Annotated in this window: 23 protein-coding genes and 2 pseudogenes; 11 read left to right on the top strand and 14 right to left on the bottom strand. The window is 71.2% G+C overall.

Features of this window, described 5'->3' with window-relative positions:
* Positions 1 to 96 precede the first annotated feature (96 nt).
* From AB0I54_RS25275 to AB0I54_RS25265, 3 genes and pseudogenes are all read right to left on the bottom strand, one after another.
* The gene (locus tag AB0I54_RS25275; RefSeq protein WP_363298413.1) at positions 97 to 1125 is read right to left on the bottom strand and encodes a methyltransferase; all 1029 of its coding nucleotides are present in this window, start codon (positions 1123 to 1125) and stop codon (positions 97 to 99) included.
* A 40-nt stretch (positions 1126 to 1165) separates the two neighbouring features.
* The gene (locus tag AB0I54_RS25270; RefSeq protein WP_363298412.1) at positions 1166 to 2224 is read right to left on the bottom strand and encodes a right-handed parallel beta-helix repeat-containing protein; all 1059 of its coding nucleotides are present in this window, start codon (positions 2222 to 2224) and stop codon (positions 1166 to 1168) included.
* Positions 2225 to 2308: 84 nt separating this feature from the next.
* A pseudogene (locus tag AB0I54_RS25265) lies at positions 2309 to 3137 on the bottom strand (aminoglycoside phosphotransferase family protein).
* A 25-nt stretch (positions 3138 to 3162) separates the two neighbouring features.
* Between AB0I54_RS25265 and AB0I54_RS25260 the strand changes: the two are divergent.
* From AB0I54_RS25260 to AB0I54_RS25250, 3 genes are read left to right on the top strand one after another with little or no spacing between them, the layout of a single operon-like run.
* On the top strand, positions 3163 to 3789 hold the full coding sequence (locus AB0I54_RS25260; protein ID WP_363298411.1) for a rhomboid-like protein: 627 nt from the start codon (positions 3163 to 3165) through the stop codon (positions 3787 to 3789).
* Between the two features lie 9 nt (positions 3790 to 3798).
* Positions 3799 to 5205, top strand: coding sequence for an FAD-dependent oxidoreductase (locus AB0I54_RS25255; RefSeq protein WP_363298410.1), 1407 nt, complete (start codon positions 3799 to 3801; stop codon positions 5203 to 5205).
* Between the two features lie 2 nt (positions 5206 to 5207).
* Complete coding sequence (locus tag AB0I54_RS25250) at positions 5208 to 5690, top strand: GNAT family N-acetyltransferase (RefSeq protein WP_363298409.1); 483 nt, start codon at positions 5208 to 5210, stop codon at positions 5688 to 5690.
* Between the two features lie 39 nt (positions 5691 to 5729).
* Here AB0I54_RS25250 and AB0I54_RS25245 read toward each other — a convergent pair whose 3' ends face one another.
* Positions 5730 to 6710 carry a zinc-binding dehydrogenase gene (locus AB0I54_RS25245; protein WP_363298408.1) on the bottom strand — a complete coding sequence of 327 codons (981 nt, stop codon included), beginning with the start codon at positions 6708 to 6710 and terminating at the stop codon, positions 5730 to 5732.
* Positions 6711 to 6772: 62 nt separating this feature from the next.
* On the bottom strand, positions 6773 to 7933 hold the full coding sequence (locus AB0I54_RS25240; RefSeq protein WP_363298407.1) for an FAD-dependent oxidoreductase: 1161 nt from the start codon (positions 7931 to 7933) through the stop codon (positions 6773 to 6775).
* Between the two features lie 131 nt (positions 7934 to 8064).
* Between AB0I54_RS25240 and AB0I54_RS25235 the strand changes: the two genes are divergently transcribed.
* On the top strand, positions 8065 to 8739 hold the full coding sequence (locus tag AB0I54_RS25235) for a pentapeptide repeat-containing protein (RefSeq protein WP_363298406.1): 675 nt from the start codon (positions 8065 to 8067) through the stop codon (positions 8737 to 8739).
* 33 nt (positions 8740 to 8772) lie between these two features.
* On the opposite strand, the gene AB0I54_RS25230 is transcribed toward AB0I54_RS25235, so the two are convergent.
* Positions 8773 to 9273: a hypothetical protein gene (locus AB0I54_RS25230; protein ID WP_363298425.1), complete on the bottom strand. Its 501-nt coding sequence runs from the start codon at positions 9271 to 9273 to the stop codon at positions 8773 to 8775.
* A 77-nt stretch (positions 9274 to 9350) separates the two neighbouring features.
* Here AB0I54_RS25230 and AB0I54_RS25225 point away from each other — a divergent pair, with 77 nt between their 5' ends.
* Positions 9351 to 10763 (top strand): M1 family metallopeptidase, encoded by a 1413-nt coding sequence (locus tag AB0I54_RS25225; protein WP_363298405.1) that lies wholly within the window; start codon positions 9351 to 9353, stop codon positions 10761 to 10763.
* Positions 10764 to 10800: 37 nt separating this feature from the next.
* Here AB0I54_RS25225 and AB0I54_RS25220 read toward each other — a convergent pair whose 3' ends face one another.
* The 3 genes and pseudogenes from AB0I54_RS25220 to AB0I54_RS25210 form a co-directional block, all read right to left on the bottom strand.
* Entirely contained in the window at positions 10801 to 12363 is a 1563-nt protein-coding gene (locus AB0I54_RS25220) for a M4 family metallopeptidase (protein ID WP_363298424.1), read from the bottom strand.
* A 324-nt stretch (positions 12364 to 12687) separates the two neighbouring features.
* A pseudogene (locus AB0I54_RS25215) lies at positions 12688 to 13248 on the bottom strand (GNAT family N-acetyltransferase); the annotation flags it as partial.
* A 77-nt stretch (positions 13249 to 13325) separates the two neighbouring features.
* The gene (locus AB0I54_RS25210; RefSeq protein WP_363298404.1) at positions 13326 to 13901 is read right to left on the bottom strand and encodes a TerD family protein; all 576 of its coding nucleotides are present in this window, start codon (positions 13899 to 13901) and stop codon (positions 13326 to 13328) included.
* A 172-nt stretch (positions 13902 to 14073) separates the two neighbouring features.
* On the opposite strand from AB0I54_RS25210, the gene arfB reads away from it, so the two are divergent.
* Entirely contained in the window at positions 14074 to 14502 is a 429-nt protein-coding gene (gene arfB / locus AB0I54_RS25205; protein ID WP_363298403.1) for an alternative ribosome rescue aminoacyl-tRNA hydrolase ArfB, read from the top strand.
* Positions 14503 to 14700: 198 nt separating this feature from the next.
* Here arfB and AB0I54_RS25200 read toward each other — a convergent pair whose 3' ends face one another.
* Positions 14701 to 15285 (bottom strand): flavin reductase family protein, encoded by a 585-nt coding sequence (locus tag AB0I54_RS25200; protein ID WP_363298402.1) that lies wholly within the window; start codon positions 15283 to 15285, stop codon positions 14701 to 14703.
* Positions 15286 to 15604: 319 nt separating this feature from the next.
* On the opposite strand from AB0I54_RS25200, the gene cdgB reads away from it, so the two are divergent.
* A complete protein-coding gene (cdgB, locus tag AB0I54_RS25195; RefSeq protein WP_363298401.1) occupies positions 15605 to 17257 on the top strand; it encodes a diguanylate cyclase CdgB in 1653 nt (550 codons plus the stop codon).
* Between the two features lie 118 nt (positions 17258 to 17375).
* Entirely contained in the window at positions 17376 to 18299 is a 924-nt protein-coding gene (locus tag AB0I54_RS25190) for a carbohydrate-binding protein (protein ID WP_363298400.1), read from the top strand.
* Positions 18300 to 18369: 70 nt separating this feature from the next.
* Here the strand turns inward: AB0I54_RS25190 and AB0I54_RS25185 are convergent, their stop codons facing one another.
* The 3 genes from AB0I54_RS25185 to AB0I54_RS25175 all read right to left on the bottom strand — a co-directional run bounded on the left by AB0I54_RS25185 (position 18370) and on the right by AB0I54_RS25175 (position 21502).
* Entirely contained in the window at positions 18370 to 19299 is a 930-nt protein-coding gene (locus tag AB0I54_RS25185) for a 1-phosphofructokinase family hexose kinase (protein ID WP_363298399.1), read from the bottom strand.
* Positions 19300 to 19418: 119 nt separating this feature from the next.
* Positions 19419 to 20561 (bottom strand): N-acetylglucosamine-6-phosphate deacetylase, encoded by a 1143-nt coding sequence (gene nagA, locus AB0I54_RS25180; protein WP_363298398.1) that lies wholly within the window; start codon positions 20559 to 20561, stop codon positions 19419 to 19421.
* Positions 20561 to 21502, bottom strand: coding sequence for an ROK family protein (locus AB0I54_RS25175; protein ID WP_363298397.1), 942 nt, complete (start codon positions 21500 to 21502; stop codon positions 20561 to 20563). The genes nagA and AB0I54_RS25175 overlap by 1 nt, the downstream gene beginning before the upstream one ends.
* A 141-nt stretch (positions 21503 to 21643) precedes the next feature.
* On the opposite strand from AB0I54_RS25175, the gene AB0I54_RS25170 reads away from it, so the two are divergent.
* The 3 genes from AB0I54_RS25170 to otsB all read left to right on the top strand — a co-directional run bounded on the left by AB0I54_RS25170 (position 21644) and on the right by otsB (position 24247).
* Positions 21644 to 22891, top strand: a complete 1248-nt coding sequence (locus tag AB0I54_RS25170; RefSeq protein WP_363298396.1) for an extracellular solute-binding protein — start codon at positions 21644 to 21646, stop codon at positions 22889 to 22891.
* 183 nt (positions 22892 to 23074) lie between these two features.
* Complete coding sequence (locus AB0I54_RS25165; protein WP_363298395.1) at positions 23075 to 23308, top strand: DUF3263 domain-containing protein; 234 nt, start codon at positions 23075 to 23077, stop codon at positions 23306 to 23308.
* A 72-nt stretch (positions 23309 to 23380) separates the two neighbouring features.
* Complete coding sequence (gene otsB / locus AB0I54_RS25160) at positions 23381 to 24247, top strand: trehalose-phosphatase (RefSeq protein ID WP_363298394.1); 867 nt, start codon at positions 23381 to 23383, stop codon at positions 24245 to 24247.
* A gap of 8 nt (positions 24248 to 24255) precedes the next feature.
* Here the strand turns inward: otsB and AB0I54_RS25155 are convergent, their stop codons facing one another.
* Positions 24256 to 25692 (bottom strand): trehalose-6-phosphate synthase, encoded by a 1437-nt coding sequence (locus AB0I54_RS25155; protein WP_363298393.1) that lies wholly within the window; start codon positions 25690 to 25692, stop codon positions 24256 to 24258.
* Positions 25693 to 25729: the final 37 nt, after the last annotated feature.

Here is a 25729-nt window from a genome sequence, read left to right as displayed (position 1 = left end):
CGGGCGGGGGGGGGGGCCCCCCCCCCGGCCCCCGGGGGGCGGGGGGGCCCGCAGCGTCGCGGGCCCGGCGACCGGTGGTCTGCGGGGTGTGCGCCCTCACCCCGGTACGTGGCAGTCGAACGCGTGCAGATACGGGTTGACCGGACGCATGTCGTCGACGACCAGGCCGGCCGCGGTCAGCCGGCGCACCATGCTGTCGGTGGTGTGCTTCGCCCCGCCGACGTTCAGGAGCAGCAGCAGGTCCATCGCGGTGCTGAACCGCATCGACGGGGTGTCGTCGACCAGGTTCTCGATCACCACGACGCGCGCTCCGGGGCCGCCGGCCCCGATGACGCCCCGCAGGGTCCGCGCCGTGCTCTCGTCGTCCCACTCCAGGATGTTCTTGATGATGTAGACGTCGGCCCTGACCGGGATCGCCTCGCGCACGTCGCCGGGCACGATCCGGGCGCGCTCGGCGAGGTCACCGCCCTCGCGCAGCCGCGGCACGGCGTTCTCCACCACGCGGGGCAGGTCGAGCAGACTGCCGTGCATCGAGGGGTACTTGTCCAGCAGACAGGCCACCACGTGCCCCTGGCCGCCGCCGATGTCCGCGACCGAGTCGCTGCCCGACAGGTCCAGCAGGGCCGCGACATCGCGCGCCGACTGCTCGCTGGACGTGGTCATCGCCCGGTTGAAGACGTCGGCCGACTCCGGGGCGTCCTCGTTGAGGTACGCGAAGAACTCCTTGCCGTACAGGTCCTCGACGACGTTGCGGCCGGTGCGGACGGCCTCGTCCAGCTTGGGCCAGGCGTCCCAGGTCCACGGCTCGGTGCACCACAGCGAGATGTAGCGCAGGCTGTTCGGGTCGTCCTCGCGCAGCAGCCGGGACATCTCGGTGTGCGCGAACATGCCGTCCGGCCGCTCGGCGAAGACGCCGTAGCAGGACAGGGCCCGCAGCAGCCGGCGCAGCGGCCCCGGTTCGGTCTTCACCGCGGCCGCGAGGTCCTCGACGGCCATCGGGGCCTGCCCCAGGGCGTCGGCGACCCCGAGCCGGGCGGCCGCGCGGACGGCGGCGGCACAGGCCGCGCCGAACACGAGCTCTCTGAGCCGCATGGACGGCGGTGGGGCGGTTTCAGCGGTCGTCATGTGCCGCCTTCCTTCCTTGGATGTACGCGGGGTACGGCGGTCAGCACAGCCCCGAGGGCTTGGAGGCCGCGCAGGAGTTGCCCTGGAAGGTGTTGTTGGCCTTGCTGGTCTCCTGGTTGACCAGGTCGGCCGGGGCGTTGCTCTTCAGCGTGTTCTCGCTGATCCGGTTCCGCTCGCTGGTGACGCCCACGAAGCTCTTGAAGAGCACGATCCCGCCCGAAAGCGGGGAGCGGCCGGAGTTGCCGGTGACCAGGTTCCGGTTCACCTTGGTGTTCTCGACCCCGGTCAGCACGATGCCGGAGCCCTGGAGCGCGGGCAGCCGCGGGGTCTTGGGGCAGGACTTGTTGTTGGTGGCGACCACGTTGTCCGCCACCGTCAGCGCCCCGGCCCGCGGCAGGTTCTCGTCGCCGACGACGAACACGCCCGCGCAGTTGCCGGTGACGTAGTTGCCCGTGACGGAGAGGTTCCGCAGGCGCCGGACGGTCAGGCCGATCCGGTTGCCCTCCATGCGGTTCTGCTGGACGACCGTGCCCCGGGTGTCCGTGGCGCCCTGTTCCTTCGAGATGGTGTTGGCCAGGAACAGGCCCGCGTCGCCGTTGTTGCGCACGTAGTTGCTCCGGAACACACCGCGCACCGACTGCTCCTGGGCGATGCCCCAGACCCCGTTCCCGACCGCGTACACCTTGTGTACGGTCAGTCCGTCGGTCGCCCGGCCGAGCACCCCGGTCTTGGCGAAGCCGGTCACGGTCAGGTGGGAGACGGTGACGCCCTCGACGGCGCGGTTCGCGGTGCCCGCCACACAGATGCCGTTGCCGCCCTTGGCACAGCTGTTGGAGGCCTTGGCCGCGGGCTCGATCACCGTGCTCGTGCCCATGCCGCGCAGGGTCAGCCGGGACGTGCTCACCGTGACGCTCTCGTGGTACGTGCCGGGAGTCACCAGGACGGTGTCTCCCGACCGGGCGGCGTTCACCGCCTGCTGGATCGATTCCCCGGGGTGGACCAGGAGGGTCCTGGGTGCGGCGGTCGCCGGAGTGGCGCCGAGCCCCGTTCCGATGAGCGCGGCGGCGCACGCCAGATATGCGATATGGCATTTCGTCATATCCGGTACGCTATGACCGATTAGTTGATAAACGTGGTACATGGTCCGTCCGGCGGCGTGTCACCCGCGCAGCGCCCGACCGATCTACAGCTGCACCGCCTCCAGCGGGCGGCCGTCCTCGACCTCCCACAGGCAGTTCTGCAGCACCCGCCCCAGCGTCCACGCCCGCGCTCGCTCCCGGTCCAGCGCCAGCGCGTCGGTCAGTGCGTCGAAGCGCCGGACGGTCTCGCCCGGGGCGTAGCGGTTGTCGATCGCCGGCAGCAGTTCGAAGCCCGGATCGCCCGCGAGCGGCTTGGGTTCGATGGCCACCCAGTGCGCCCGTTCGGCCGCCCGGACGTTGTCGTAGTGCAGGTCCCAGTGCAGCAGCCGGTCCCCGGGCTCGCCCACGACCTCCCGCACGGCCGCCGCACAGTCCGCGAGGAGCCGCCGGTCGGCCGGATCGGGCACCCGCTCCAGCGCCCGCGGCACCCGCTCCGGCGCCCACGGCACCGCTCCAGCATCGCCCGCGCGATGTCCCCGAGCCGGCGCAGCCCCGGCGGGGCCGCCGCGGAGGTCAGCCGGGCCACCAGTGCTCCGACGGCGCGCACGGCCTCACGCGAGTCCGGCCCACGTCGCCGCCCCAGACCCGCAGCGCTAGCGGCTCGCCCTCGCTCTCGGCGTCCAGCGGATGGGGCTACAGCGCGGCCGCGGTACCGTCGGCACGGACCACCGGAAGGACCAGCGCACACACCCCGTGCATGGCGGGCCCGTCGAGCCGCAGTTCCCACCGCCTCAGGAACTCCTCCGCCCGCCGGGGCAGGTCCGCGATGAACGCCCGCCCCGCGTCCCCGTTGAATTTCCGCTGTGAAGCCGCCGGCTCGCCGGGCACCTCGATCGCTTTCCCGACGATACTGACGGATGTGAACCGGGTCATCGGATTTCGACGTGGGTTCCGGGCGGTGACGGCCTATGTCCGCAGCGCCCCGGGCACCTATGTCTGGCTGCTGATCCTGTTCATCTCCACCGTCGCCCTGCACCACATGTCGCCGGACTTCGAGCAGGACTTCCTGCGGCAGCGCTCCACCAACATCCACGAGCTGTCGCAGAACCCCGTACGGGTGCTGATCACCAGCGCCATGTGGATCGACGGCGGACACTGGGTGCCGTACGCGATCCTGTACTCGGTCTTCCACGCCCAGGCCGAACGCTGGATCGGCACCGCCCGCTGGCTGGCGGTGTGCGTGGTCGCGCATGTGTTCGCGACGCTGATCAGCGAGGGCGCGCTGCTGAAGGCGGTCCGGGACGGGATCGCCCCGCACTCTGCGGTCAACACCCTGGACATCGGGGTGAGTTACGCGCTGGCCGGCGTCATCGGGCTGCTCACCTACCGGCTCGCCGTGCCCTGGCGGCACCTGTATCTGCTGGGCGTCCTCGTCTTCTACGGAATCCCGCTCTACACCGACCGCACCTTCACCGACTTCGGACATTTCGTCGCCGTCCTGATCGGTCTCGCCTGCTATCCGCTGGTCAGGGGTCGCGGAAAAGCATGGAATCCGAAGGAGACACTGGCCGCCCTCAGGGGTTAACGTCCGGCCATGAGCAGCACGGCAAGCAGTGTCGTCAACGGTGGCATCTCCTTCTGGTTCGCGGACGACGGCCTCCCGGAGGTCCGGGAGCCGCTGCCCGGTGACGCGACCGCCGACGTCGTGATCGTCGGCGGCGGCTACACGGGGCTGTGGACCGCGTACTACCTCAAGAAGGCCGCCCCCTTCCTCCGCGTCACCGTCCTGGAGCAGAAGTTCTGCGGATACGGCGCCTCCGGACGCAACGGAGGCTGGCTCTACAACGGCATCGCGGGCCGCGACCGGTACGCGAAACTGCACGGCCACGAGGCCGCCGTACGGTTGCAGAAGGCGATGAACGACACCGTCGACGAGGTCGTCGCGGTCACCGAGGCCGAGGGCATCGACGCCGGCTTGCACAAGGGCGGGGTGCTGGAAGTGGCGACCACACCCGCGCAGTTGGCGCGGCTGAAGGCCTTCCACGAGCACGAGCTGTCGTACGGCGAGAAGGACCGCGAACTGTACGGCGCCCGCGAGACGCGCGAGCGGATCCGGGTCGCCGACGCCGTGGGCTCCAGCTGGACCCCGCACGGGGCCCGGCTGCACCCGGTGAAGCTGCTCAAGGGGCTCGCGGCGGCCGTGGAGGCGCTCGGCGTCACGATCCACGAGTCGACCCCGGTGACCGAGATCCGCCCGATGCACGCCGTGACCCCGTACGGCACCGTCCGCGCCCCCTACGTCCTGCGCTGCACCGAGGGCTTCACCGCGAACCTGAAGGGCCACCGGCGCACCTGGCTGCCGATGAACTCTTCGATGATCGCCACCGAGCCGCTCACCGACGAGCAGTGGCAGAGCATCGGCTGGGACGGCCGGGAGACCCTGGGCGACATGGCGCACGCCTATATGTACGCCCAGCGCACCGCCGACGGCCGCATCGCGCTCGGCGGGCGCGGGGTGCCGTACCGCTTCGGCTCGCGCACGGACAACGACGGGCGGACGCAGGAGGCGACGGTCGAGGCGCTGCGGGAGATCCTCGTCCGGTTCTTCCCGTCCCTGGCCGGTGTCCGTGTCGAGCACGCCTGGTCCGGGGTGCTCGGGGTGCCGCGCGACTGGTGCGCGACGGTCACCCTGGACCGCTCGACCGGCCTCGGCTGGGCGGGCGGATACGTCGGCTCGGGCGTCGCGACCACCAACCTCGCCGGGCGCACCCTGTGCGACCTGGTCCAGCAGGACTCCGGCCAGGGCGGCAGCACCGAGCTGACGGACTTGCCGTGGGTGGGCCACAAGGTGCGCAAGTGGGAACCGGAGCCCTTCCGCTGGCTCGGCGTGCAGGGCATGTACGCCACCTACCGTGCCGCCGACGAGCGGGAGCGCCTCCACCCGGGTTCGGAGTCGTCACGGCTGGCCCGGATCGCCGACCGGGTGGCGGGACGACACTGACCATGATCCGCACCGCGACCCCCTCGGACATACCTGTCATCCACGCCCTGATCCGCGAGCTCGCCGATTACGAGAAGGCCCCGCAGGAGGCGCGGGCGACCGAGGAGCAGCTGCGCGCCGCCCTCTTCGGCGAGCGTCCCGCCGTCCACGCACATGTGGCGGTGGACGAGGCGACCGGCACGACGGTCGGATACGCCCTGTGGTTCCTGAGCTTCTCCACCTGGCGCGGGGTCCATGGCATCTACCTGGAGGACCTGTACGTCCGCCCCTCGGCCCGCGGTGGCGGCCACGGCCGGGCACTGCTCACCGAGCTGGCGCGGATCTGCGTGGAGCGCGGTTACGAGCGCCTGGAGTGGTCGGTCCTGGACTGGAACCGCCCCGCGATCGGCTTCTACGAGGCCCTGGGCGCCCGTCCGCAGGACGAGTGGACGGTGTACCGGCTGACCGACGGGCCGCTGGCCGAACTGGGCGGGTCAGAGAGCTGACTCGGGCACGGGCGCGTGCACCTGCTGCGAGGTGCCCAGTCATGGCTCCAGGACCACCTTCCCGACCGTGCCGCGCCCCTCCAGGGCCCGGTGCGCGGCGGTCGCCTCGGCGAGCGGGAAGCGCGTCACGGCGGGGGTCAGGCGCCCCGCGGCGGCCTCGGTGAGCGCGCGCAGTTCAAGGGTGCGCAGGGGGTTGGGGCCACCCGCCCGATTCAGCATCGCGGGGCCCAGGACCTGCTCGGAGACGCCGTCCACGACATATCCCCGCCCGGTGGAGATCCCCTGCGCGGACCAGCCGAAGACGAGGTGCTGTCCGCCGGGCCCGAGCAGGGCGACCGCCTCGCGGGCGACATCGCCGCCGACCCCGTCGAAGACGACGGTCGCGGACCGCCCGCCCAGATGCGCGCGGACCCGCTCCGGCCATGCCGCGTCCCGGTAGTCGACGGCGAGGTCGGCCCCGTTCCTCCGCACCCGCGCCACCTTCTCCGGGCCGCCGGCGAGACCGATCACCGTGGCACCGGCGTTCTTGGCGTACTGCACGAGCAACGTGCCGATGCCGCCCGCCGCTGCAGGGACGACGGCCACCGAGTCCGGCCCCAGCTCGGTGAACCCCACGATCCCCAGCGCCGTACGCCCCGTGCCGATCATGGCGACGGCCTGGGCGAAGTCGAGGCCGTCCGGTATCTCGTGCAGCCGCTCGGCGTCGGTGACGGCGAGTTCGGCGTAGCCGCCCGGGGCGAAGCCGAGATGGGCGACCACGCGCCTGCCGAGCCATCGCTCGGGCGCGCCCGAGCCGAGGAACTCGACGACACCGGCGACCTCGCGGCCCGGGACCGTCGGAAGCGGTGTCGGGGCGGGTGCCGGGCCCTGCATGCCCTCTCGCAGGGCGGTGTCGAGGAGGTGGACACCGGCCGCGGCGACGGTGACACGGACCTGGCCGGGGCCCGGCACGGGGTCCTCGACCCGCTCGTAGGTGAGGTTCTCGGCCGGGCCGAAGGCGTGCAGGCGGATGGCGTGCATGTGGACCCCATCGATGTGTCGTTCGCTCACTGTGTCCGTCGTCCGGGGTCCAGCCTTCAACCTCAAGCATGCTTGAGGTCAAGGGCGTGCCGGCCGAGGGCCAGCGACACGGCGGTGAGGGCGCTGTTGAAGGACACCTCCGACAGCACACCGGGGGCGGCGACCTGGTCACCGGCGAGATAGACGCCGTCGCCGCGGTCGATGGCGGGCCGGTCGCGCCAGCTGGTGCCGGGCAGGTCGACGGCACCGGTACGGCCGTTGGCGAGGGCCTCGCGCCGCCAGGTGACCCGCTCCCGCCACCCCTCGAAGGCGAGGTCGAGCAGCCGCTCGGCACGGGCGATGCCGTCGGCCCGTGACTCCCCGGGACCGATCGGGATCTGCCCCTGCACGAGCTGCTCACCGGCCGGGGCGAGTGAACGGTCCTGCGCGGTGAACCGCTCCAGCCACCCGGGTGCGTCGAGATCCGACACGGCGAAGGCGTCCCCGCGCCGGGTGCGCAGGGCGAGGTCGATGAGGGCGGTACGGCCACCGGTCCAGCTCAGCGAGTCGTCCTTCAGCAGGCGCCGGGCCGCCTCCAGGGAGGTGGCGACGACCACGGGCGTGTCGGTGGGCAGGGTGTCGACCCGGGACAGGGTCTCCATCCGCACGCCGAGGTTCCAGGCCCGTGCGGCCATCCGGTCGATCACGTTGGCCCAGCCGCCGCGCGGGTAGTGCGCCTCCGGCGGCAACTTGGTGGCGCGGCGCAGACGTTGCTGCACGAAGGCGGCGGACAGGGCGCCCGGGTCGTGGTGGAAGAGGGCGACGGCCGAGTAGTTGGCGGCGGCACGCGCCCCTTCCTCGCCCGCCTGCCGTGTCGCCCAGCTCATGAAGTCCTCGTCGACGGGCGCCTGCTGGGCGCTTCGCCGCAGCAGCTTGAGCATCGCGAAGGGCGGGGTGCGGCGCAGGACGCCGTGGTGGCGCAGCCGCAGCCGGGCCGCCTCCAGGGGCGGCACCGGAGCGACCGGTCCTATGAGGTCGCGCTGCTTGAGCCAGACCCAGTGCGGGCCGCCGCTGTAGAGGGCGTGCGGGCCTTCGTTCGTGCGGTACGGGCCCTCGGCGGTCCGCGCCCGCCCGCCGAGGGTGTGGTGGGCTTCGTGCACGGTGACCTTGGCGCCCGCCTCGGCGGCGGTGATCGCCGCGGTGAGTCCGGCGAGGCCGCCGCCGACGACGGTGATTCGTTGCATGGGCGGATGTCTCCCTCTGCTCGGGGTCGCCTCTTCTCCGCAGTTATGACTGTCGGCGCCGCCGAAATGTGACATCGCCGGTGTTTGCGCAGGTCGGGGTGATTGTCAGTGGTGGGGTGCAGCATGGGGGCATGGCGAGGAGAGCGACGGGCGGGGCAGGGGTGCGGTCGGCGCGGCGGCCGGAGATGCGGCTGCCGGCGCTGGAGGCGTATGCCGGGGGCGGGCTGGAGCCGGACGGGGACTACGACGGGGTGGAGTTCCGGGAGGCGGACTTCGCCGGGCAGGACGGCGGGGGCGCCCGCTTCATGGACTGCGCGCTGACGGGCTGCGCCTTCGACGAGACGCGACTGCACCACGCGCGCATCCTCGACACGGTCCTCACCGGGATAAGGGGGGTCGGCACCTACCTCGCCGAGTCGACCCTGCGTGACGTCGAACTCGTCGACGCGCGGCTGGGCGGCACGCAGTTGCACGGTGCCGTGCTGGAGCGCGTGCTGATCCGCGGCGGCAAGATCGACTATCTCAACCTCCGCAGGGCGAAGCTCAAGGACGTCGTCTTCGAGAGCTGCGTCCTCGTCGAGCCGGACTTCGGGGAAGCGCGACTGGAGCGGGTCGAGTTCGTGGACTGCGCGCTGAAGGGGGTGGATTTCAACGGGGTGACAATGACGGACGTGGACCTGCGCGGGGTCGCTTCGCTGGACATCGCCCGGGGGGTGGGGCGATTGACCGGGGCGGTGATCAGCCCCGGCCAACTGGTCGATCTGTCGCCGGTGTTGGCGGCGGAGCTGGGAATCCGGGTGGAATGACCGGCGTCGGCGTTCGAGGACGGTCGGCGCGGCTCACGGCACCCGTGGAAAGCGGGCCTGCAGCGTCCAGATCGCCGGATTCTCGGCCAGAGCCTCGTGCAGGTCGGTCAGGTCGGCGAGCAGGTCGTGGAGGAAGTCCCGTGCCTCGCGGCGCAGTTCCGCGTGGGAGAAGGTGAGCGGTGCCTCCTCGGCCGGCATCCAGTCGGACTCGATGTCCACCCACCCGAAGCGCCGCTCGAAGAGCATCCGGTCGGTCGACTCGGTGAAGTCCAGCTCCGCCCGCTGCGGGCGCGAGGCGCGGGAGCCCGCCGGGTCCCGGTCGATCCGCTCCACGATGTCGCACAGCGCCCACGCGAAGTCCAGCACTGGCACCCATCCCCAGGCTGTGGACAGCTCCCGGTCCGTCTCGGTGTCGGCCAGATACACGTCCCCGCAGAACAGATCGTGCCGCAGCGCATGGACGTCCGCGCGCCGGTAGTCCGTCTGTGGCGGGTCGGGGAAACGGTTGGAGAGGGCATAGCCGATGTCGAGCACGTACGTGATGGTGTCACGGCCGCATCCGGTCTCCGGCACGCCCCCGACCGTCACTCGTGCCCCGTAGGATCTCTGACATGTCCAGATCCGTGCGCCTTGTCCCGGTCGCCGCCGGCGCCCTCGCCCTCCAGCTCGTCCTGACCGCGTGCGACGGCGGTGTGCACGGCATCCCGGGCGGCTCCGGCGTACACGACCCGTACTTCCCGAGGGCGGGCAACGGCGGATACGACGTCACCCACTACGACCTCACCCTCTCCTACACCCCCGGCACCCACCGCCTCACCGGCAAGGCCGTGATCACCGCCCGCGCCACCGAGGACCTGTCCGCCTTCGACCTGGACCTGAAGGGCCTGGACGTCGAGGACGTCACCGTGGAGGGCAAGGACGCCCGCGTCAACCGCTCCGGCCAGGAACTGACCGTCCGCCCCCACGACGACCTGGACAAGGGGGAGACCTTCAGCACCACGGTCCGCTACTCCGGCACCCCGGAGAAGATCACCGACCCGGACGGCTCCGAGGAGGGCTGGCTGCGCACGGCGGACGGCGCGCTCGCCCTCGGCGAACCCACCGGCTCCATGGCGTGGTTCCCCGGCAACGACCACCCCTCCGACAAGGCGACCTACGACATAGCCATCACCGTGCCGAAGGGCCTTCAGGCCGTCTCCAACGGTGAGTTGACGAGCGAGCGGACCACCGGCGGCCGTACCACCTTCACCTGGCACACCGCCCAGCCGATGGCCACCTATGTCGCCACGGTCGCCATCGGCCACTACGACATCACCCGCTACACCACCAAGAGCGGACTGCCCGTCTACGTCGCCGTCGACCCGAAGCAGACCGCGGCGAGCCGCAAGGTGCTGGCGAAGATCCCCGAGATCATGGAGTGGGAGGAGTACAACTTCGGCCCGTACCCCTTCTCCTCCACCGGCGCGATAGTCGACCGCCCCGACGACGCGGGCTATGCGCTGGAGACCCAGAACCGCCCGGTCTTCCCCGGCGCCCCCGAGACCGGAACCCTCGTCCATGAGCTGGCCCACCAGTGGTACGGCGACTCCGTCACGCCGAAGAGCTGGCGGGACATGTGGCTCAACGAGGGCTTCGCGACGTACGCGGAGTGGCTGTGGGAGGAGGACCACGGCGGCGACACCGCGCAGCAGACATTCGACGCGGTCTACAGCGGCGACCACTTCGACGACGCCGACCGGGCCAAGGCCGTCTGGGCCTACCCGCCGGCGAAGCCGTCCGGCGCCGCGCACATCTCCGACAGCCCGGTCTACGAGCGCGGCGCCATGGTCCTGCAGAAGATCCGGCAGAAGGTCGGCGACGACACCTTCTACGACATCATCCAGGGCTGGGCGGCCGCCCACCGGCACGGCAACGCGGACACGGCCCAGTTCACGGCGTACGTCGAGAAGATGGCGCCGGACAAGGACTTCGCCGCCATCTGGGACGACTGGCTGTACGGGAACGGCAAGCCGGACCACCCCTGAGGAGCGGCCCGGCCTTCACCGGCGTGCGCCTCGCCGGTCAGTTGACGTTGACGCCCTTCCAGGCCGCCGCCACCGCGTTGTACTCGGCGCTGCCGGCCCCGTACAGGTCGCTCGCCGCCTTGAGGGTGCCGGTGCGCGCGCCCGCATAGTCGGTCGACGAGGTGAAGTACGTGGTCAGGGCCTTGTACCAGATCTGGTAGGCCTTGGTCCGGCCGATGCCGGTGACCGTGGAGCCGTCGTAGGTCGGGGAGTTGTACGACACCCCGTTGATGGTCTTCGCGCCGCTGCCCTCGCTGAGCAGATAGAAGAAGTGGTTGGCGACACCGGACGAGTAGTGCACGTCGAGGCGGCCGACACTGCGCGACCAGTAGTCGGCGGAGCCGCCGTCCTTGCTGGGCTTGTCCATGTAGCGCAGGGGCGTGCCGTTGCCGTTGATGTCGATCTTCTCGCCGATGAGGTAGTCACCGGGGTCGGAGGAGTTGTTCGCGAAGAACTCCACCGAGGTGCCGAAGATGTCCGAGGTGGCCTCGTTCAGGCCGCCCGACTCCCGGCTGTACTTCAGCCCCGCGGTGGCCGCGGTCAGGCCGTGGCTCATCTCGTGGCCCGCCACGTCGAGCGAGGTGAGCGGGTCGGCGTTGCCCGCGCCGTCGCCGTACGTCATGCAGAAGCAGCTGTCGTTCCAGAAGGCGTTGACGTAGGCGTTGCCGTAGTGGACGCGGGAGTAGGCGGCCCTGCCGTCGCCCGCGATGCCGTTGCGGTTGAAGGCCGACTTGTAGAAGTCCCAGGTGACGGCGGCACCGTAGGCGGCGTCGACGGCGGCGGTCTGGCGGTTGGTGACCGTGCCGTCGCCCCAGATGTCGTCGGCGTCGTGGAAGAGCGTGCCGGTGCCGCTCGTCCCGCCGTTCAGGTCGTACGTCTTGTGGCCGCCGCGGCCGCCGTCGGTCAGGTCGTAGCCGCCGGAGGAGGAGGCCGTGGTGCCCAGCGGCACTGTGCCGCTGTACCGGCTGGTGCCCGTGCCGGTGTCGATGGCCTGGTAGGAGTAGATCTTCTTGCCGGTGGCGGCGTCCGTGACGACGTGCAGCTCGCTCGGGGTGCCGTCGTGCTGGAGGCCCTTGACCACGGACTCGTAGGCCAGGACGGGCTTGGTGCCGACGGCCCAGACGACCTTGCGGGAGGTGGCGGTGGCGGTGGTGGCCTCGGCGGAGCCGGCTGCCTTCAGCGCGGACTTCCTGGCGGCGGCGGGGGAGACGGCGGCGTCGGTGGACGCCACGGATATCCGGGCCTTGGTCGCCTTGCTGACGCCCTTGAGCGTGCCGCTCCTCGCCACGTGGGTGACCAGGTCGCCGCCGAGGACCGGCAGACCGGCGTACGTCCGCTCGTAGCGGGTGTGGACCGTGCCGTCCGCGTCCTTGACGACGTCCCGGACGACGAGCTTCTCCCGGGCGCCCAGCCCGAGTTCATGTGCGGTGGAACCGGCCGCGTCCTGCGCCGACTTGATGGCGGCGCTGCGGGCCGAGGCGGTGAGGGGGAGTGCGGTGGCGCCGGTCGCGTGCTCCGGGGCCGCGGTGGCGGCACCGTTCTGCAGGGCGAGGACGACCATCGCGGCCGAGCCGACGAGAGCGGCGGCGCGTACGGCGGTCCTGCCGGAGGTGCGGGTGGAGCGTGGCTGCTGTCTCACTCGATCTCCTTCGAGCCGGCCTCGTGATCGAGGCACAGGTGATGCACAGGTGGGGCACAGCGTTGCGGCGGGCGAGGAGAGGGTGACACCTGCGACTGCCCGTTTGACAGGGGGCCGTCAAGAATTTACGTGTTCGTATCCGAAATCCGTCACTGTGAATCCGTTATGCGGACAAGCAGGGTCGCTCGAACTCCCCACTTTCACAGCGCACTTGATGCCCGAAGCGTCACACGCGGCTCAGCGGGCGGAGCCGTCCGGGCCGGCGACGGCGACCCCGGCCGCGCGGCGGGGCGTGCGCAGCTCCTTGCGCAGTACGGCGCAGGGGCGGCCCAGTTGGAGGTCCTTGCGGTGACCGATGACCTCGTAGCCGAGGGCGGTCCAGAAGGCCAGTCCCTTGGGGTTGTTGTCGAGGACGGCGAGACGCACGGCCGTACGGCCCGCGGCGCGGAACCGGTCCTCGACGAGCGTGGCCAGGCGGCGTCCGTACCCGCGGCGCTGCGAGGCCGCGTCGACCATCAGCAGCCCGATCCAGGGATCCGGGTCGGCCGGATCGGGGTGGTGCGCAAGGGTGATCACCAGCCCGACCAGCAGCCCCTCGCTGCGCGCCAGGAGCACCTCGATGTCCGGATTCGCCATCTCCACGGCGAGTGCCGCCGCCACCTGCTCCGGCCGGATGTCGTCCGGGTCCGGGAAGTCGCCGCTCAGGGCCTGGAAGTCGCGGTTGGAGGCGTGCAGCGCGGTGAGTTCGGTGAGCACGGGGCCCGGGATGTCGTGGTCGGGCGTGAGGCGGAGAGGATCGAGGATCACAGGGTGAACCTAGCGCGAGAACCCCGGAGCCCCCAGCGGTTTCCCGGCTGGGGGCTCCGGCAGGGCAGGGGACCGGATCAGACGCTGACGCCGAAGTCCTGGGCGATGCCCACCAGGCCCGAGGCGTAGCCCTGGCCGACCGCGCGGAACTTCCACTCGGCGCCGTTGCGGTAGAGCTCGCCGAAGACCATGGCCGTCTCGGTGGCGGCGTCCTCGGACAGGTCGTAGCGGGCGATCTCGGTGCCGCCTGCCTGGTTGACGATGCGGATGTAGGCGTTGCGGACCTGGCCGAAGTTCTGGCCGCGGTTCTCGGCGTCGTAGATGGAGACCGGGAAGACGATCTTGTCGATGTCGGCCGGGAGGCCGGCGAGGTTGACGTTGATCGCCTCGTCGTCGCCGGCGCCCTCACCCGTGCGGTTGTCGCCCGTGTGGACGATCGTGTTGTCCGGGGTCTGCTTGTTGTTGAAGAAGACGAAGTGGGCGTCCGAGAAGACCTTGCCCTGCGTGTTGACCGCGATGGCGGAGGCGTCCAGGTCGAAGTCCGTGCCGGTGGTGGTGCGGACGTCCCAGCCGAGGCCCACGGTGACGGCGGTCAGGCCCGGAGCCTCCTTGGTGAGCGAGACGTTGCCACCCTTGGACAGGCTTACAGCCATTGTTGGGAGTCCCTTCCCTAGTTTCTGTGTGCACGAAGCTACCGTCACCCGGGAGAACGCCGGGAGGGGTCCCCATGGTTCCGGTTCGCTTTACCTTTTTTACCAAGCCGGAGACATTCAGGCCGCGAAATACGGATGACGTGGACCGGACAGAGCAGGGAACATGGGACGCATGTCCGGTCCTCACGTCATCCGCGGCTCCGTCCTCCTGCCCGAGGCGGAGCTCATGTGGCGTTTCTCGCGGTCGTCCGGGCCCGGCGGACAGCACGTCAATACCAGCGACTCCCAGGTGGAGCTGCGCTTCGACCTGGCGAACACCGAGGCACTGCCCGAGGTGTGGAAGCGGCGTGCGCTGGAGCGGCTGGCCGGGCGGCTCGTCGACGGTGTCGTCACGGTCCGCGCCTCCGAGCACCGCTCCCAGTGGCGCAACCGCGAGACGGCCGCCGTACGCCTCGCGGCGCTGCTGGCGGAGGCCACCGCACCCCCACCCAAGCCCCGCAAGCCGACCCGCATCCCACGCGGCATCAACGAACGCCGGCTGAGGGAGAAGAAACAGCGCTCGGACACCAAGCGGGGGAGATCGGGCCGCGACTGGGGGTGAGCGACGGGCTCGACCGCATGCTCCTGGTCGGGCCGGATCCGAATGCCGAGGGCGGTTTCCGAATTCCGGGGCGCGACTTCTTCGAGGCGGGCTGCCGTCCGGGCATCTTTGGGCCGTTCACGAAGGTCCAACGGAATTTCCGTGGCCCCTTCCGCACCTCCTTGCCCCGTGACTTCCGCCCGTGTCTTCCGTCCCCGATTACCCCAACTGCCGGTAGCGGCCCCGGAAATAGAGCAGCGGCCCCCCGTCCGCGCTCCGTACCCCGGCGGTCAGCACGCGGCCGATCACCAGGGTGTGGTCCCCCGCCGTCACCCGCTGCTCGGTCCGGCACTCCAGGGTCGCCAGGGCGCCGCCCATCAAGGGGGCGCCGGAGGCCTCGCCGCGGACGTACGCGAGGTCCTCGAACAGGAGCCGGTCGCTGATGCGGCCCTTCATGGCGAAGCGGCCCGCGATGTGCCGCTGGCTCTCGGAGAGGACGGAGACCGCCCACAGGGGCTGTTCGTCGAGCAGGTCGTCCATGCGGGAGCCGTTGCGCAGGCTGACCAGGACCAGCGGCGGGTCCAGCGAGACCGACATGAAGGCGGTGGCGGTCATGCCGACGTCCTCGCCGCCCGGCGCCAGGGGGTCGTCCGGGTCCAGCGGCGGCTCCTGCGCCGTCACCAGGACCACGCCCGCGGCCAGCCGGGACATGGCGGCCCGGAACTCGTCGTTGCTCACCCCCTCAGCATGCCCGGGGGCGGCCGTGGCGGTGGGGGAAGGCAGGGCGGAGGGAGTGTTCGGCACGCCGGAAACGCTAATCTCCGGTCCGCGCGGGTCGCATCGGGCCCCGGTCCGAAGTGGGTCCTAGGACCAGGGTCGTGCATCATGTCCCCACACCCGCAAAGCATGGGTTCAGTAAGCCCACAGGGAAAACGCAGAAACTCCACTCAATTGCTCACGTTCCCCTGTGACTTGAGTCACAAGGGCCATTAATTGTTGACCCTGTGTACCGAGTGGGCAGCGCGCTGTGATTCAGTGGCGGGGCAAGATGCAAGGGCACCACTGATAAGAAGCGCCAAAGACAACCCTTGATTCGCTGCGAGGTCTCGGGGGGAGGGCGAGCATGGAGACCGAGTCGGAGCCGTATGTCCGTCTTGCGTCCCTGCGGCAGCTGCACCAGGTCATGGCCGACATGAACACGGCACGCAGCCTGGCGGACACACTGCAGACCGTCGCCGACGGCGCGGTCACCGCCCTCGGGTACGAAATGGCATGCGTCAACCTCGTGCGCCCCGACGGCGACCTCGTCGTCGCCGCCTTCTCCGGCAACCCCGCGGCCGAGGCCCTCATCACCGGCCGCGTCGGCTCGCGCGAGTCCTGGGAGCGTCGGCTGACCATGGGCGAGGCCTGGGGCGACCTGCGGTTCATACCGCACACCGAGGGCTGGGTGCTCGACGAGGACGACGTACCGCAGTGGTACACCGACGGCCCCGCGCCCCGCTTCGAGGACGAGTGGCACCCCTCCGACCGGCTCTTCGCGCCCATGTACACGCCCGGCGTGCAGGGCGGCTCCTCCGGCGAGCTGCTCGGCGTGATCTCCGTGGACCGGCCGCGCAACGGCCGCCACCCCGGCGCCTGGGGCCGCGAGGCGCTCCAGATGTACGCGTTCCAGGCGGCCATCGCTATCAGCAACGCGCGTCTCCGCTCGAACATGCAGCGCGCCCTGGTCCGCCTGGAGCGGGAGCAGCAGGCGCTGCGCGCCAGCGAGGAAAGCTTCCGGCAGGCGTTCGAGTACGCCCCCTCCGGCATGGCCATAGCCGAGATGGGCGGTGACCAGCACGGACGGATACTGCGCACCAACGACGCGCTGTGCCGGCTGCTCGGCCGCCCCGCCTCCGCGATGCGCCGCTACTCCTTCTCCGACCTCGTCCACCCCGAGGACATAGGCACGCTGCTGCGCACCTCCGCCGAGGGCGGCCGTGCGGAGCTGCGCCTCGGCCGCCGCGACGGCAGCTATGTGTGGGTGTCCCTGCGCAACAGCGTCGTCGCCGACGCGGCCGACGGCCCCCGGTTTCTGCTCACCCACGTCGAGGACATCGAGGAGCGCAAGCGCCGCGAGCTCCAGCTCGCCCACCGCGCCTCCCACGACTCGCTCACCGGCCTGCCGAACTCGGCCGAGCTGCGCTCGCGGCTGTCGTCCCGGCTCTGTCAGCGGGCCAGCCACGCCGGCGAGATCGAGTCCCTGGACGCCGCCTACGGCCATCCCGCCTTCGACGTCAACGGCCACGGCTTCGACTTCGCGGCGGTGGCGCAGTCGTACGACGGCTTCGACCACCATGTGCACACGATCGCGCCCGAGGGGGAGCGGGACGACGGCACCAAGGGTCTCGCGGTCCTCTTCTGCGATCTCGACGGCTTCAAGTCGATCAACGACCGGTTCGGGCACAACGCGGGTGACGCGGTCCTCATCGAGGTCGCCCGGCGGCTCACCCGGGGGGTGCGGGACGGGGACACGGTGGCCCGCCTCGGCGGCGACGAGTTCGTGATCCTGGCCGACGGGCTGGGCAAGGCCGACGCGCAGGACCTGGCCGTACGCCTGCGCAACGAGATCATCCAGCCGATACGGGCCGAGGGCCGGGCCGTGCGGGTGGGCGCCAGTTTCGGCATCGGGTGGGCACACTGCGGCATGACCGCGGACGAAGTGTTGAAATCCGCTGACGAACGGATGTACGTCGAGAAACGATCTCGTCCCAAACAGCACCGACGCGCCGGATGATGCGCAGGTCAGTGGGCTGAAGCGGTGTGAGTCACCCGTTTGGGCCAGCGAGAACGGGTAGGCTCGCCATTCAATACCTGTACCGCATCCGCCCGCACCTGTTGAGGAGTACCAAGGGATGACGCCCGGCGACAACGGCGCGAGCACGCCCGAGGACGAGGACCCGTTCGGCTATCTCTATGCCGACGGCCAGGCCAGAGGGGCTCAGCCGCCGTCCGGTGGCTACGGCTACCCGAACTCGGTCAGCAGGGTGCGCCCGGTCGGCGAGCGCACCTATGGCGGACAGCAGGGCCAGACCATCCCCCAGCAGGGCACCTACGGCCAGCCGAACGCGCACTACCAGGCTCCGGAGACCCTCCCGGGCGGCGCCCCGACCACCCAGCAGCCTCTCCCGGGCGGCGGCCGCGGCCGCGGCAGCGGCCCGAACACCAAGGGCCTGCTGATCGGCGCCGTCGCGGTGGTCGCCGCGGTCGTGATCGGCATCAGCATCGCCGTGATCAACGGCAACGACGACAAGAAGGACAACGCGGCGAACCCCTCTCCGACGCAGTCGCAGAGCGCCTCACCCAAGCCGTCCAGCACCAGCTCGGTGTCCGACTCGGGCGAGCTCCCGAAGATCGATGCGAAGGCACTTCGCCTGGAAGGCGGAGCCACCACCGCCTCGGACGTCAAGGGAGCCCAGGCGGACGGCGGTGTCTACGTCACGAACTTCAACAACGTCGGCGCCTCGGTCACCTGGACGGTCAACGGCATCCCGGACGCCGGCAAGTACACCGTGTTTCTCGGGTACAGCGTCCCGGGCAAGGACGGCACCGGCACGTTGACGATCAACGGCACGCCGTCCAACCAGCCCGTCAAGTTCAAGAACTGGGCAAAGGCACCCGAGGGCAATTACGAGAGGGGCTGGACGAAGACCTACAACTGGGTCCAGCTCACCAAGGGCACGAACACCATCAAGATCTCGTGCGAGCAGGGCAACCAGTGCGACGCCTACCTCGACCAGCTGTCGCTGGCGAAGGGCTGGGTCACGTCCGAAGACTGACGGCGGCGTCATTGCAGCGCGGTCGCCGCCGCAGTACGGGGGTAGGGGTGACTGTCGGCCACGTGCAGTGTCACGCTGCCGTGGCCTCGCCCGTCACCGCCACCCGCCCCACCAGGTTCTCGTACTCCACCCGGTCGAACTCCCCCGCCACGGGCGCCCGTACCGTCGCCGCCGACAGCGCGACCGAGCGCGCCAGCCGGTCCGGCCACGGCATCTGTTCCACGAGGCCCGACAGCAGGCCCGCGACCGCCGAATCGCCGGCGCCGGTCGGGTTGCCGTGGACGTGGGTGGGTAGGGTGGCGCGCCAGCGGCCCTCGGGGGTCACCGCCAAGAGGCCCTCCGAGCCCAGGGACGCGACCACCGCGCGGGCCCCCCGCCGTCGGGCGTCCTGGGTCGCGCGCAGGGGGTCGTGGGAGCCGGTTAGTTCGGCCAGTTCGTCGGTGTTCGGTTTGATGATGTCGGGGCGGGCGGCCACACCGCGGCGCAGTGGTTCTCCGCTGGTGTCCAGGAGGACGGGGGCGCCGGTGGTTCGTGCCGTTCGTACCAGTCCCGCGTAGGCGCCCACCGGCACGCCGGGCGGCAGGCTGCCGCACAGGGCCACCGCCGAGGCCTCGGCCAGCAGGTCCTCGTACGTGTCCAGGAAGGCGGACCACTCCATCGGGGTGATCTGCGGGCCCGGCTCGTTCAACTGGGTGGTGTCGCCGGTGAGTTCGTCTACGACCGCGATCGTGCGCCGGGTCGACCCGCCGACCGGGACCAGCGCGTCCACCACGCCGGATATGGCCGAGAGACCCTCCCGCACCGCCCGTCCGGTGCCGCCGCCCGCGAACCCGGTGACCGTCGCCTCGTGTCCGAGGGCCGCGAGCACCCGGGCCACGTTCAGGCCCTTGCCGCCCGGCCGTTCGGTGACCGCCGAGACGCGGTGCGAGGCGTGCGGCCGCAGGGACCGTACGCGATAGGTGATGTCGAGAGCGGTGTTCAGTGTGACCGTGAGGATCACCCGGGCCGACCTCCCTCGAAGCCTGTGCGCCTGCCGTCTGTTCCGGGCCCCGATCATGCCAAAGAGACGGCGACCGGCCCAGCCCATGGTCGGCCACCGTCTCTCTGCCCGGGGACGGATCAGGGCAGTTGGGGAGGGACCACCCACTCGCCCCGGCGCAGCACGCCCTTGAGTTCGAAGCCGGCGTCCAGCAGCACCAGGTCGGCGTCCTTGCCGGGCTCCAGCGAGCCGATGGTGTCGTACCTGCCCAGCAGCCGGGCCGGGTTGACGGACAGGGCCGTGACCACGTCCTCCACGGGGAGCCTGTCGACGGTCACCGCCCGCTTGAACGCGCGGTCCAGGGTGAGCGTGGAGCCGGCGATCGAGCCGCCCTCCACGAGCCGGGCGACCCCCTCGCTGACCTCGACCTCCAGCGGGCCGAGCATATAGCGGCCGTCACCGATCCCGGCCGCGTCCATCGCGTCGGTGATGAACGCGACCCGCCCGGCACCCGCGTGACGGAACGCCAGCTCCAGGGCGGCAGGGTGCAGATGGGTGCCGTCGTTGATGAGCTCGACCGTGACCCGCTCGTCCTCCAGGAGGGCGGCGACCGGGCCGGGGGAGCGGTGCCCGAGGGCGGGCATGGCGTTGAAGAGGTGGGTGGCGACGGTGGCGCCCGCGTCGATCGCCTCGACCGTCTGCTCGTACGTCGCGTCCGTGTGGCCGACCGCCGCGATGACCCCGTGCTCCGCCAGCAGCCGTACGGAGTCGAGGCCGCCCGGCAGTTCGGTGGCGAGGGTGACCATCGTGGCCCGGCCGCGCGCCGCGTCGATCAGCTTGCGGACCTCCGCCGGATCCGGGTCGCGCAGCAGCTCCTCGGAGTGGGCGCCCTTGCGGCACGGCGAGATGAACGGGCCCTCGAAGTGGATGCCCGCGAGCTCGCCCTGCTCGGCCAGCTCGCTCAGCAGCCCGGCCTGCTTGACCAGGAAGTCCATGTCGTCGGTGACGGTGGAGGCGACGAGGGTCGTGGTGCCGTGCAGACGGTGGGTGCGGATCGCCGTCAGCACGTCGTCGGCCGTGCCGGAGAACGACGCGCCGCCACCTCCGTGGTTGTGGATGTCGACGAAGCCGGGGACCAGCCAGTGGCCCGACACGTCGAGCGTCTCGGCGTCCGGACCCGCGGCGGCCGCGATCTTCGTACCCTCGACGACCACGCGCCCGTCGTCCACGGTCCCGGTGGGCAGAACCACCCGGGCACCGGCGAGAACCATGCTGGGGGCCATCAGGCGGTTACCTCCGAAGGGTCAGTGGTTTCGAGGAGATCCCGGGCGAGGAGCCCCGCGCCCAGGCATCCGGCGGTGTCCCCGAGGGCGGCGGGGACGATCGACGGCAGTTTCTGGAAGGTGACGCGCCGCTGGACGGCCTCCCGCAGCGGCGTGAACAAGGTTTCCCCCGCCTCGGCCAGGCCGCCACCGATGATCAGCGTGCGCGGGTCCAGCAGGGTGAGCGCGGTGACCAGACCGTCGGCGAGCGCGTCCAGGGCCTCCTGCCAGATCCGGACGGCGTTCGGGTCCCCGGACGCGACGGCCTTCGCGCAGTCCGCGGCGTCCGCGTCCGGGTCCTCGCAGACGGCCGCCCAGGCCTCGCTCACGGCGGCCGCGGACGCGTACCGCTCCAGACAGCCGCGCTGCCCGCACGGACAGGGGGCGCCGCCGGGCCGTACGACGATGTGCCCGATCTCGCCCGCGAAGCCGTGCGCGCCCGCCTCCACCCGGCCGTCGAGGCCGATGGCGCCCGCGATCCCGGTGCCGAGGGGCACGAACAGGAACCGGTCGGCGCCCTTGCCCGCCCCGATCCGGCCCTCGGCGAGCCCGCCGGTGCGCACGTCGTGGCCGAGGGCGACCGGGACGCCGAGCCGCTGCGCGAGCAGGTCGCGCAGCGGTACGTCGCGCCAGCCCAGGTTGGCCGAGTAGGCGGCGATGCCGTGCTGCTCGTCGACGATGCCGGGGACGGCTACGCCGACCGCGGCCGCGGGCCCGCCGAGGTGCCGTGCGCCGTACGCGCGCAGATCCGCGGCGAAGTCGAGGATGCCCTCGACCACCGCGTCGGGTCCGCGCTCGCGTCCGGTCGCCCGCCGGTCCTGGTGGAGCAGGTCGCCGCCGTCCCCGACCAGGGCGGCCTTCATCCCGGTGCCGCCCACGTCGAGGGCGATGACATGTCTCACGGGAACAGTGTGGACCTCCGACCTGTAAGAGGTCTAGTCCACTCACGTGGTGTAGACCTAGGTTTAGACCTCATGGTCCACATGGTGAAACGACAAGACGGCAGAGTTGGGGCAGTAGCAGTGCGGCGGCGTAGGGCAGGAATGATCGCGGTGGTGTCCGCAATGGGCATGACGGCGGTTCTCGGTGGCTGTGGGAGCACGGGTTCTTCGGACGTGACCCTCAGACTGGTCGCCGCCGACTACGGCGACTCCGCCGCCAACAGCTCCAAGAAGTACTGGGACAAGCTGGTCGAGGAGTACGAGGCCCAGCACCCCGGGGTGAAGGTCGAGGTCAGCGTCTACTCCTGGAACGACGTCGACCGCAAGGTCAAGGAGATGGCCGACGCCGGGAAGGCGCCCGACATGGCCCAGATCGGCGCGTACGCCGACTACGCGGCCGCGGGCAAGCTGTACCAGGCGTCCGACCTGCTCTCCATACCCGTTCAGGCGAGCTTCCTCCCCCAGCTCAGCGAGGCCGGGCAGTGGAGCCACGTGCAGTACGGCATCCCGTTCGCCGCCTCCACCCGCGTGCTCTTCTACAACAAGACCCTCTTCGCCAAGGCGGGCATCTCCGCGCCCACCGACTGGAGCGAGCTCGCGGCCGACGCGAAGGCGCTGAAGGCCGAGGGGGTCAAGTACCCGTACGCGCTGCCCCTCGGCCCCGAGGAGGCACAGGCCGAGACCATGCAGTGGCTGCTGAGCGGCGGCTCCGGCATCACCGACGACGTCGGCACCTACAGCCTCGACTCCCCCGAGAACGTGGAGACCTTCACCTGGCTCAAGGACCAGCTCGTCGGCAAGGGGCTGACCGGGCCGGTCGCACCGGGCAAGCTCAACCGTGCCGATGCCTTCGCGGCGTTCGCGGACGGTCAGGTCGGCATGCTCAACGGGCATCCCACGCTGATGAAGCAGGCCGCCGCCAAGGGCGTGAAGTTCGGCATGGTGCCGATGCCCGGGCGGACCGGGCAGTCCAGGTCCTCGATGGGCGTGGCCGACTGGATGATGGCCTTCAAGCAGAACGGCCACGCCGAGCAGGTCGGCGACTTCCTCGACTTCGTCTACAGCAAGAAGAACGTCCTCGGCTTCTCCCGCGAGTACGGCCTGCTGCCGGTCACCAGCGCCGCCTCGGACGCCATGTCCCAGTCCGCCAAGGACGCGAACCTCCACCCCTTCCTCAACCAGCTCCCCACGTCCGCCCTCTACCCGGTCGGCAAGACCTCCTGGGCAGGAGTGAGCGCCGACATCAAGAAGACGATCGGCCAGGCCGTCACCCCCGCAGGCAGCCCGGTGACCATCCTGAACCGCCTCCAGACGACAGCAACGACGGCGGACAACCGCGACGAGGGCTGAGGGGGTGCCGCGGACGGGGGCCGCTGTCGTGTGTGGGCGTGGAGCAGGAGGGGCCGGGCTGTTTCGGCCCAGACGACAGCGACCCCGCGGGCAGCCGCGACGCGGGTGAGGCACTGCCGGTGAGCCGGTCGTTGTCAGCTGGCGAGCCGGTCGTTGTCAGTGGGCCCGGCTACCGTTCCCCGTATGGAGCTGGACGAGCTGGGGGCGCGGGAGCGGGGGATCCTTGCGTTGGAGCGGCGGGGGTTTGCGGGGCCCGGGGCCAAGGAGCGGGCGATACGTGAGGAGCTGGGGCTCGCGCCCGTGCGCTACTACCAGCTGCTGAACGCCCTGCTGGACGACGAGCGGGCGCTGGCGCACGACCCGGTGACGGTGAACCGGCTGCGGCGCGTACGGGAGGCGCGGCGCTCCGAGCGGTGAACACCGCGGCGCTTCCCTGTGCGCCCCCCTGAGCCATGGGTGCGCCCGCCCTCCCGTGGATAGGGTCGCCGTATGGGCATCCATACGACGGACTCCACCAACCCGATGGACCCGCTGCCGACCCCCGTGACCCAGGCCGGACGCGAAGGGCTCGACGCGCTGCTCGCACGGCCGCGCACCGCGCTGATCGGGCTCGATTTCGACGGCACGCTCGCCCCCATCGTCGCCGACCCCGAACAGGCCCGGGCCCACCCCGACGCCGTACCCGCACTCTCCGAAATCGCCCCCAAGGTGGCCTCCGTCGCCGTGATCACCGGCCGCCCGGCCGGGGTCGCCGTGCGGCACGGCGGCTTCGCGGGCGTCCCCGGCCTGGAGCACCTCGTCGTCCTCGGCCACTACGGCGCCGAGCGCTGGGAGGCCGTGAGCGGAACCGTCAGCGCGCCGCCCCCGCACCCCGGCGTCGCCGCCGTCCGCGCCGAACTGCCCGGGTTCCTGGACCGGATCGGCGCCTGGCGGGGGACCTGGATCGAGGAGAAGGGGCGGGCCGTCGCCGTCCACACCCGCCGCGCCGACGATCCGCAGGCCGCCTTCGAGGCCCTCCGTGAACCCCTCTCCGACCTCGCCACCCGGCACGGCCTGATCGTCGAGCCAGGCCGGCTGGTCCTCGAACTGCGCCCGCCCGGCATGGACAAGGGCGTCGCCCTCCTGGAGTACGTCCGCGACATCGGCGCCGAGTCCGTGGTGTACGCCGGCGACGACCTGGGCGACCTCCCCGCCTACGCCGCGGTCGACAAGCTCCGCTCGGACGGCGTCCCCGGCCTGCTGGTGTGCAGCGGCAGCTCGGAGGTGACGGAGCTGGCCGAACGGGCGGACCTGGTGGTGGACGGCCCCGAGGGGGTCGTACGACTGCTCCGCACGCTCGCCGCTCAGCTGGACTGACTCGCCGCTCAGCTGGACTGATCGACGTCCAGCGCGTGCAGCTGGTCCAGGAACCACTGAGCAGGGGGCAACGCGGTGGCCGCGGCGGCCAGCCGCTTCGTCCGCTCCGCCCGCTCCTCGAAGGGCATGGTCAGCGCCTGGTGCAGGGCGTCGGCCGTGCCCACGATGTCGTAGGGGTTCACGGCGATCGCGTCCTCGCCCAGCTCCTCGTACGCCCCGGCCTCCCGTGAGAGCACCAGCACGCACCCCTCGTCGGAGACGACCGGAATCTCCTTGGCGACCAGGTTCATACCGTCCCGGATGGGGTTCACCAGCGCCACGTCCGCCAGCCGGTACGCGGCCAGGGAGCGCGCGAAGTCGTCCTTGACGTGCAGCTCGACCGGGGTCCAACCCGGTGTGCCGTACCGGGAGTTGATGTCCTGCGCCAGGCGCTGCACCTCCGCCGTGTAGTCGCGGTACACGGCCAGGTCCTGCCGGGAGGGGTAGGCGAAGGCCACGTGCACGACCCGCTCGCGCCACTCGGGGTGGTCGTCCAGCAGCTGCCGGTACGCCAGCAGCCCGCGCACGATGTTCTTCGACAGCTCGGTGCGGTCCACCCGGACGATCGTCCTGCGGCCGTCACCGATCTCCGCGCGCAGCACGGCCATCCGCTCGGCCACGTCCGGCTCGTGCGCCCGCTTGCGCAGGAAGTCCGCGTCCGCGCCGAGCCCGTGCACACCGATGCGCGTGCCGGACGGGATGCCGGGCCCGAGCACCGCATGACAGCAGTCGGTGAACGCGTCCGCCCAGCGTTGGGTGAGGAAGGCCGCGCGGTCGGCGCCGAGGATGCCGCCGAGCAGCTCGGCCGCGATGTCGTCGGGCAGGAGACGGAAGTAGTCCGGCGGGGCCCAGGGCGTGTGCGAGAAATGGCCGATCCGCAGATCGGGGCGGAGCTGCCGGAGCATCCGGGGAGCCAGCGCGAGGTGGTAGTCCTGGATCACCACCGCGGCACCCTCGGCGGCCTCCTCCGCCAGCGCCTCGGCGAAGGCCCGGTTGTAGGCCTCGTACGACGCCCACTGGCGCCGGAACTCCGCGTCGAAAACCGGCTCCAGCGGGGTCTGGTAGAGCATGTGGTGGACGAACCAGAGCACGGAGTTGGCGACGCCGTTGTACGCGTCGGAGAACACCGTCGCGTCGATGTCCAGCATGCGCACCTGCTGGCCGCCGGTCGCGTCCACGGACAGCCGCCGGCCGCCGTGCGAGCGGCGCACCGCCTCTCGGTCGGCGTCGCTCAGCGCGGCGCACACCCACACCGCGTCCGTGTGCGGCCCGATGGCCGACAGACCCGAGACCAGCCCGCCACCACCCCGCTTGGCGTGCAGCGCACCCCCCTCGCGCACCTCGAACGAGACCGGGCCGCGATTGGACGCGACCAGCACTTCAGCAGCACCGTGCGTGGAAGCCATACGCCTCAACCTAGCCCGGCCCGGAAACGCTCAAACG

This window comes from Streptomyces sp. NPDC050625, assembly GCF_040654755.1.
In the GTDB taxonomy this organism is placed as follows: domain Bacteria; phylum Actinomycetota; class Actinomycetes; order Streptomycetales; family Streptomycetaceae; genus Streptomyces.
Note: the sequence above shows the minus strand (reverse complement) of the source record. Positions and strands in the feature narration are given on the sequence as shown.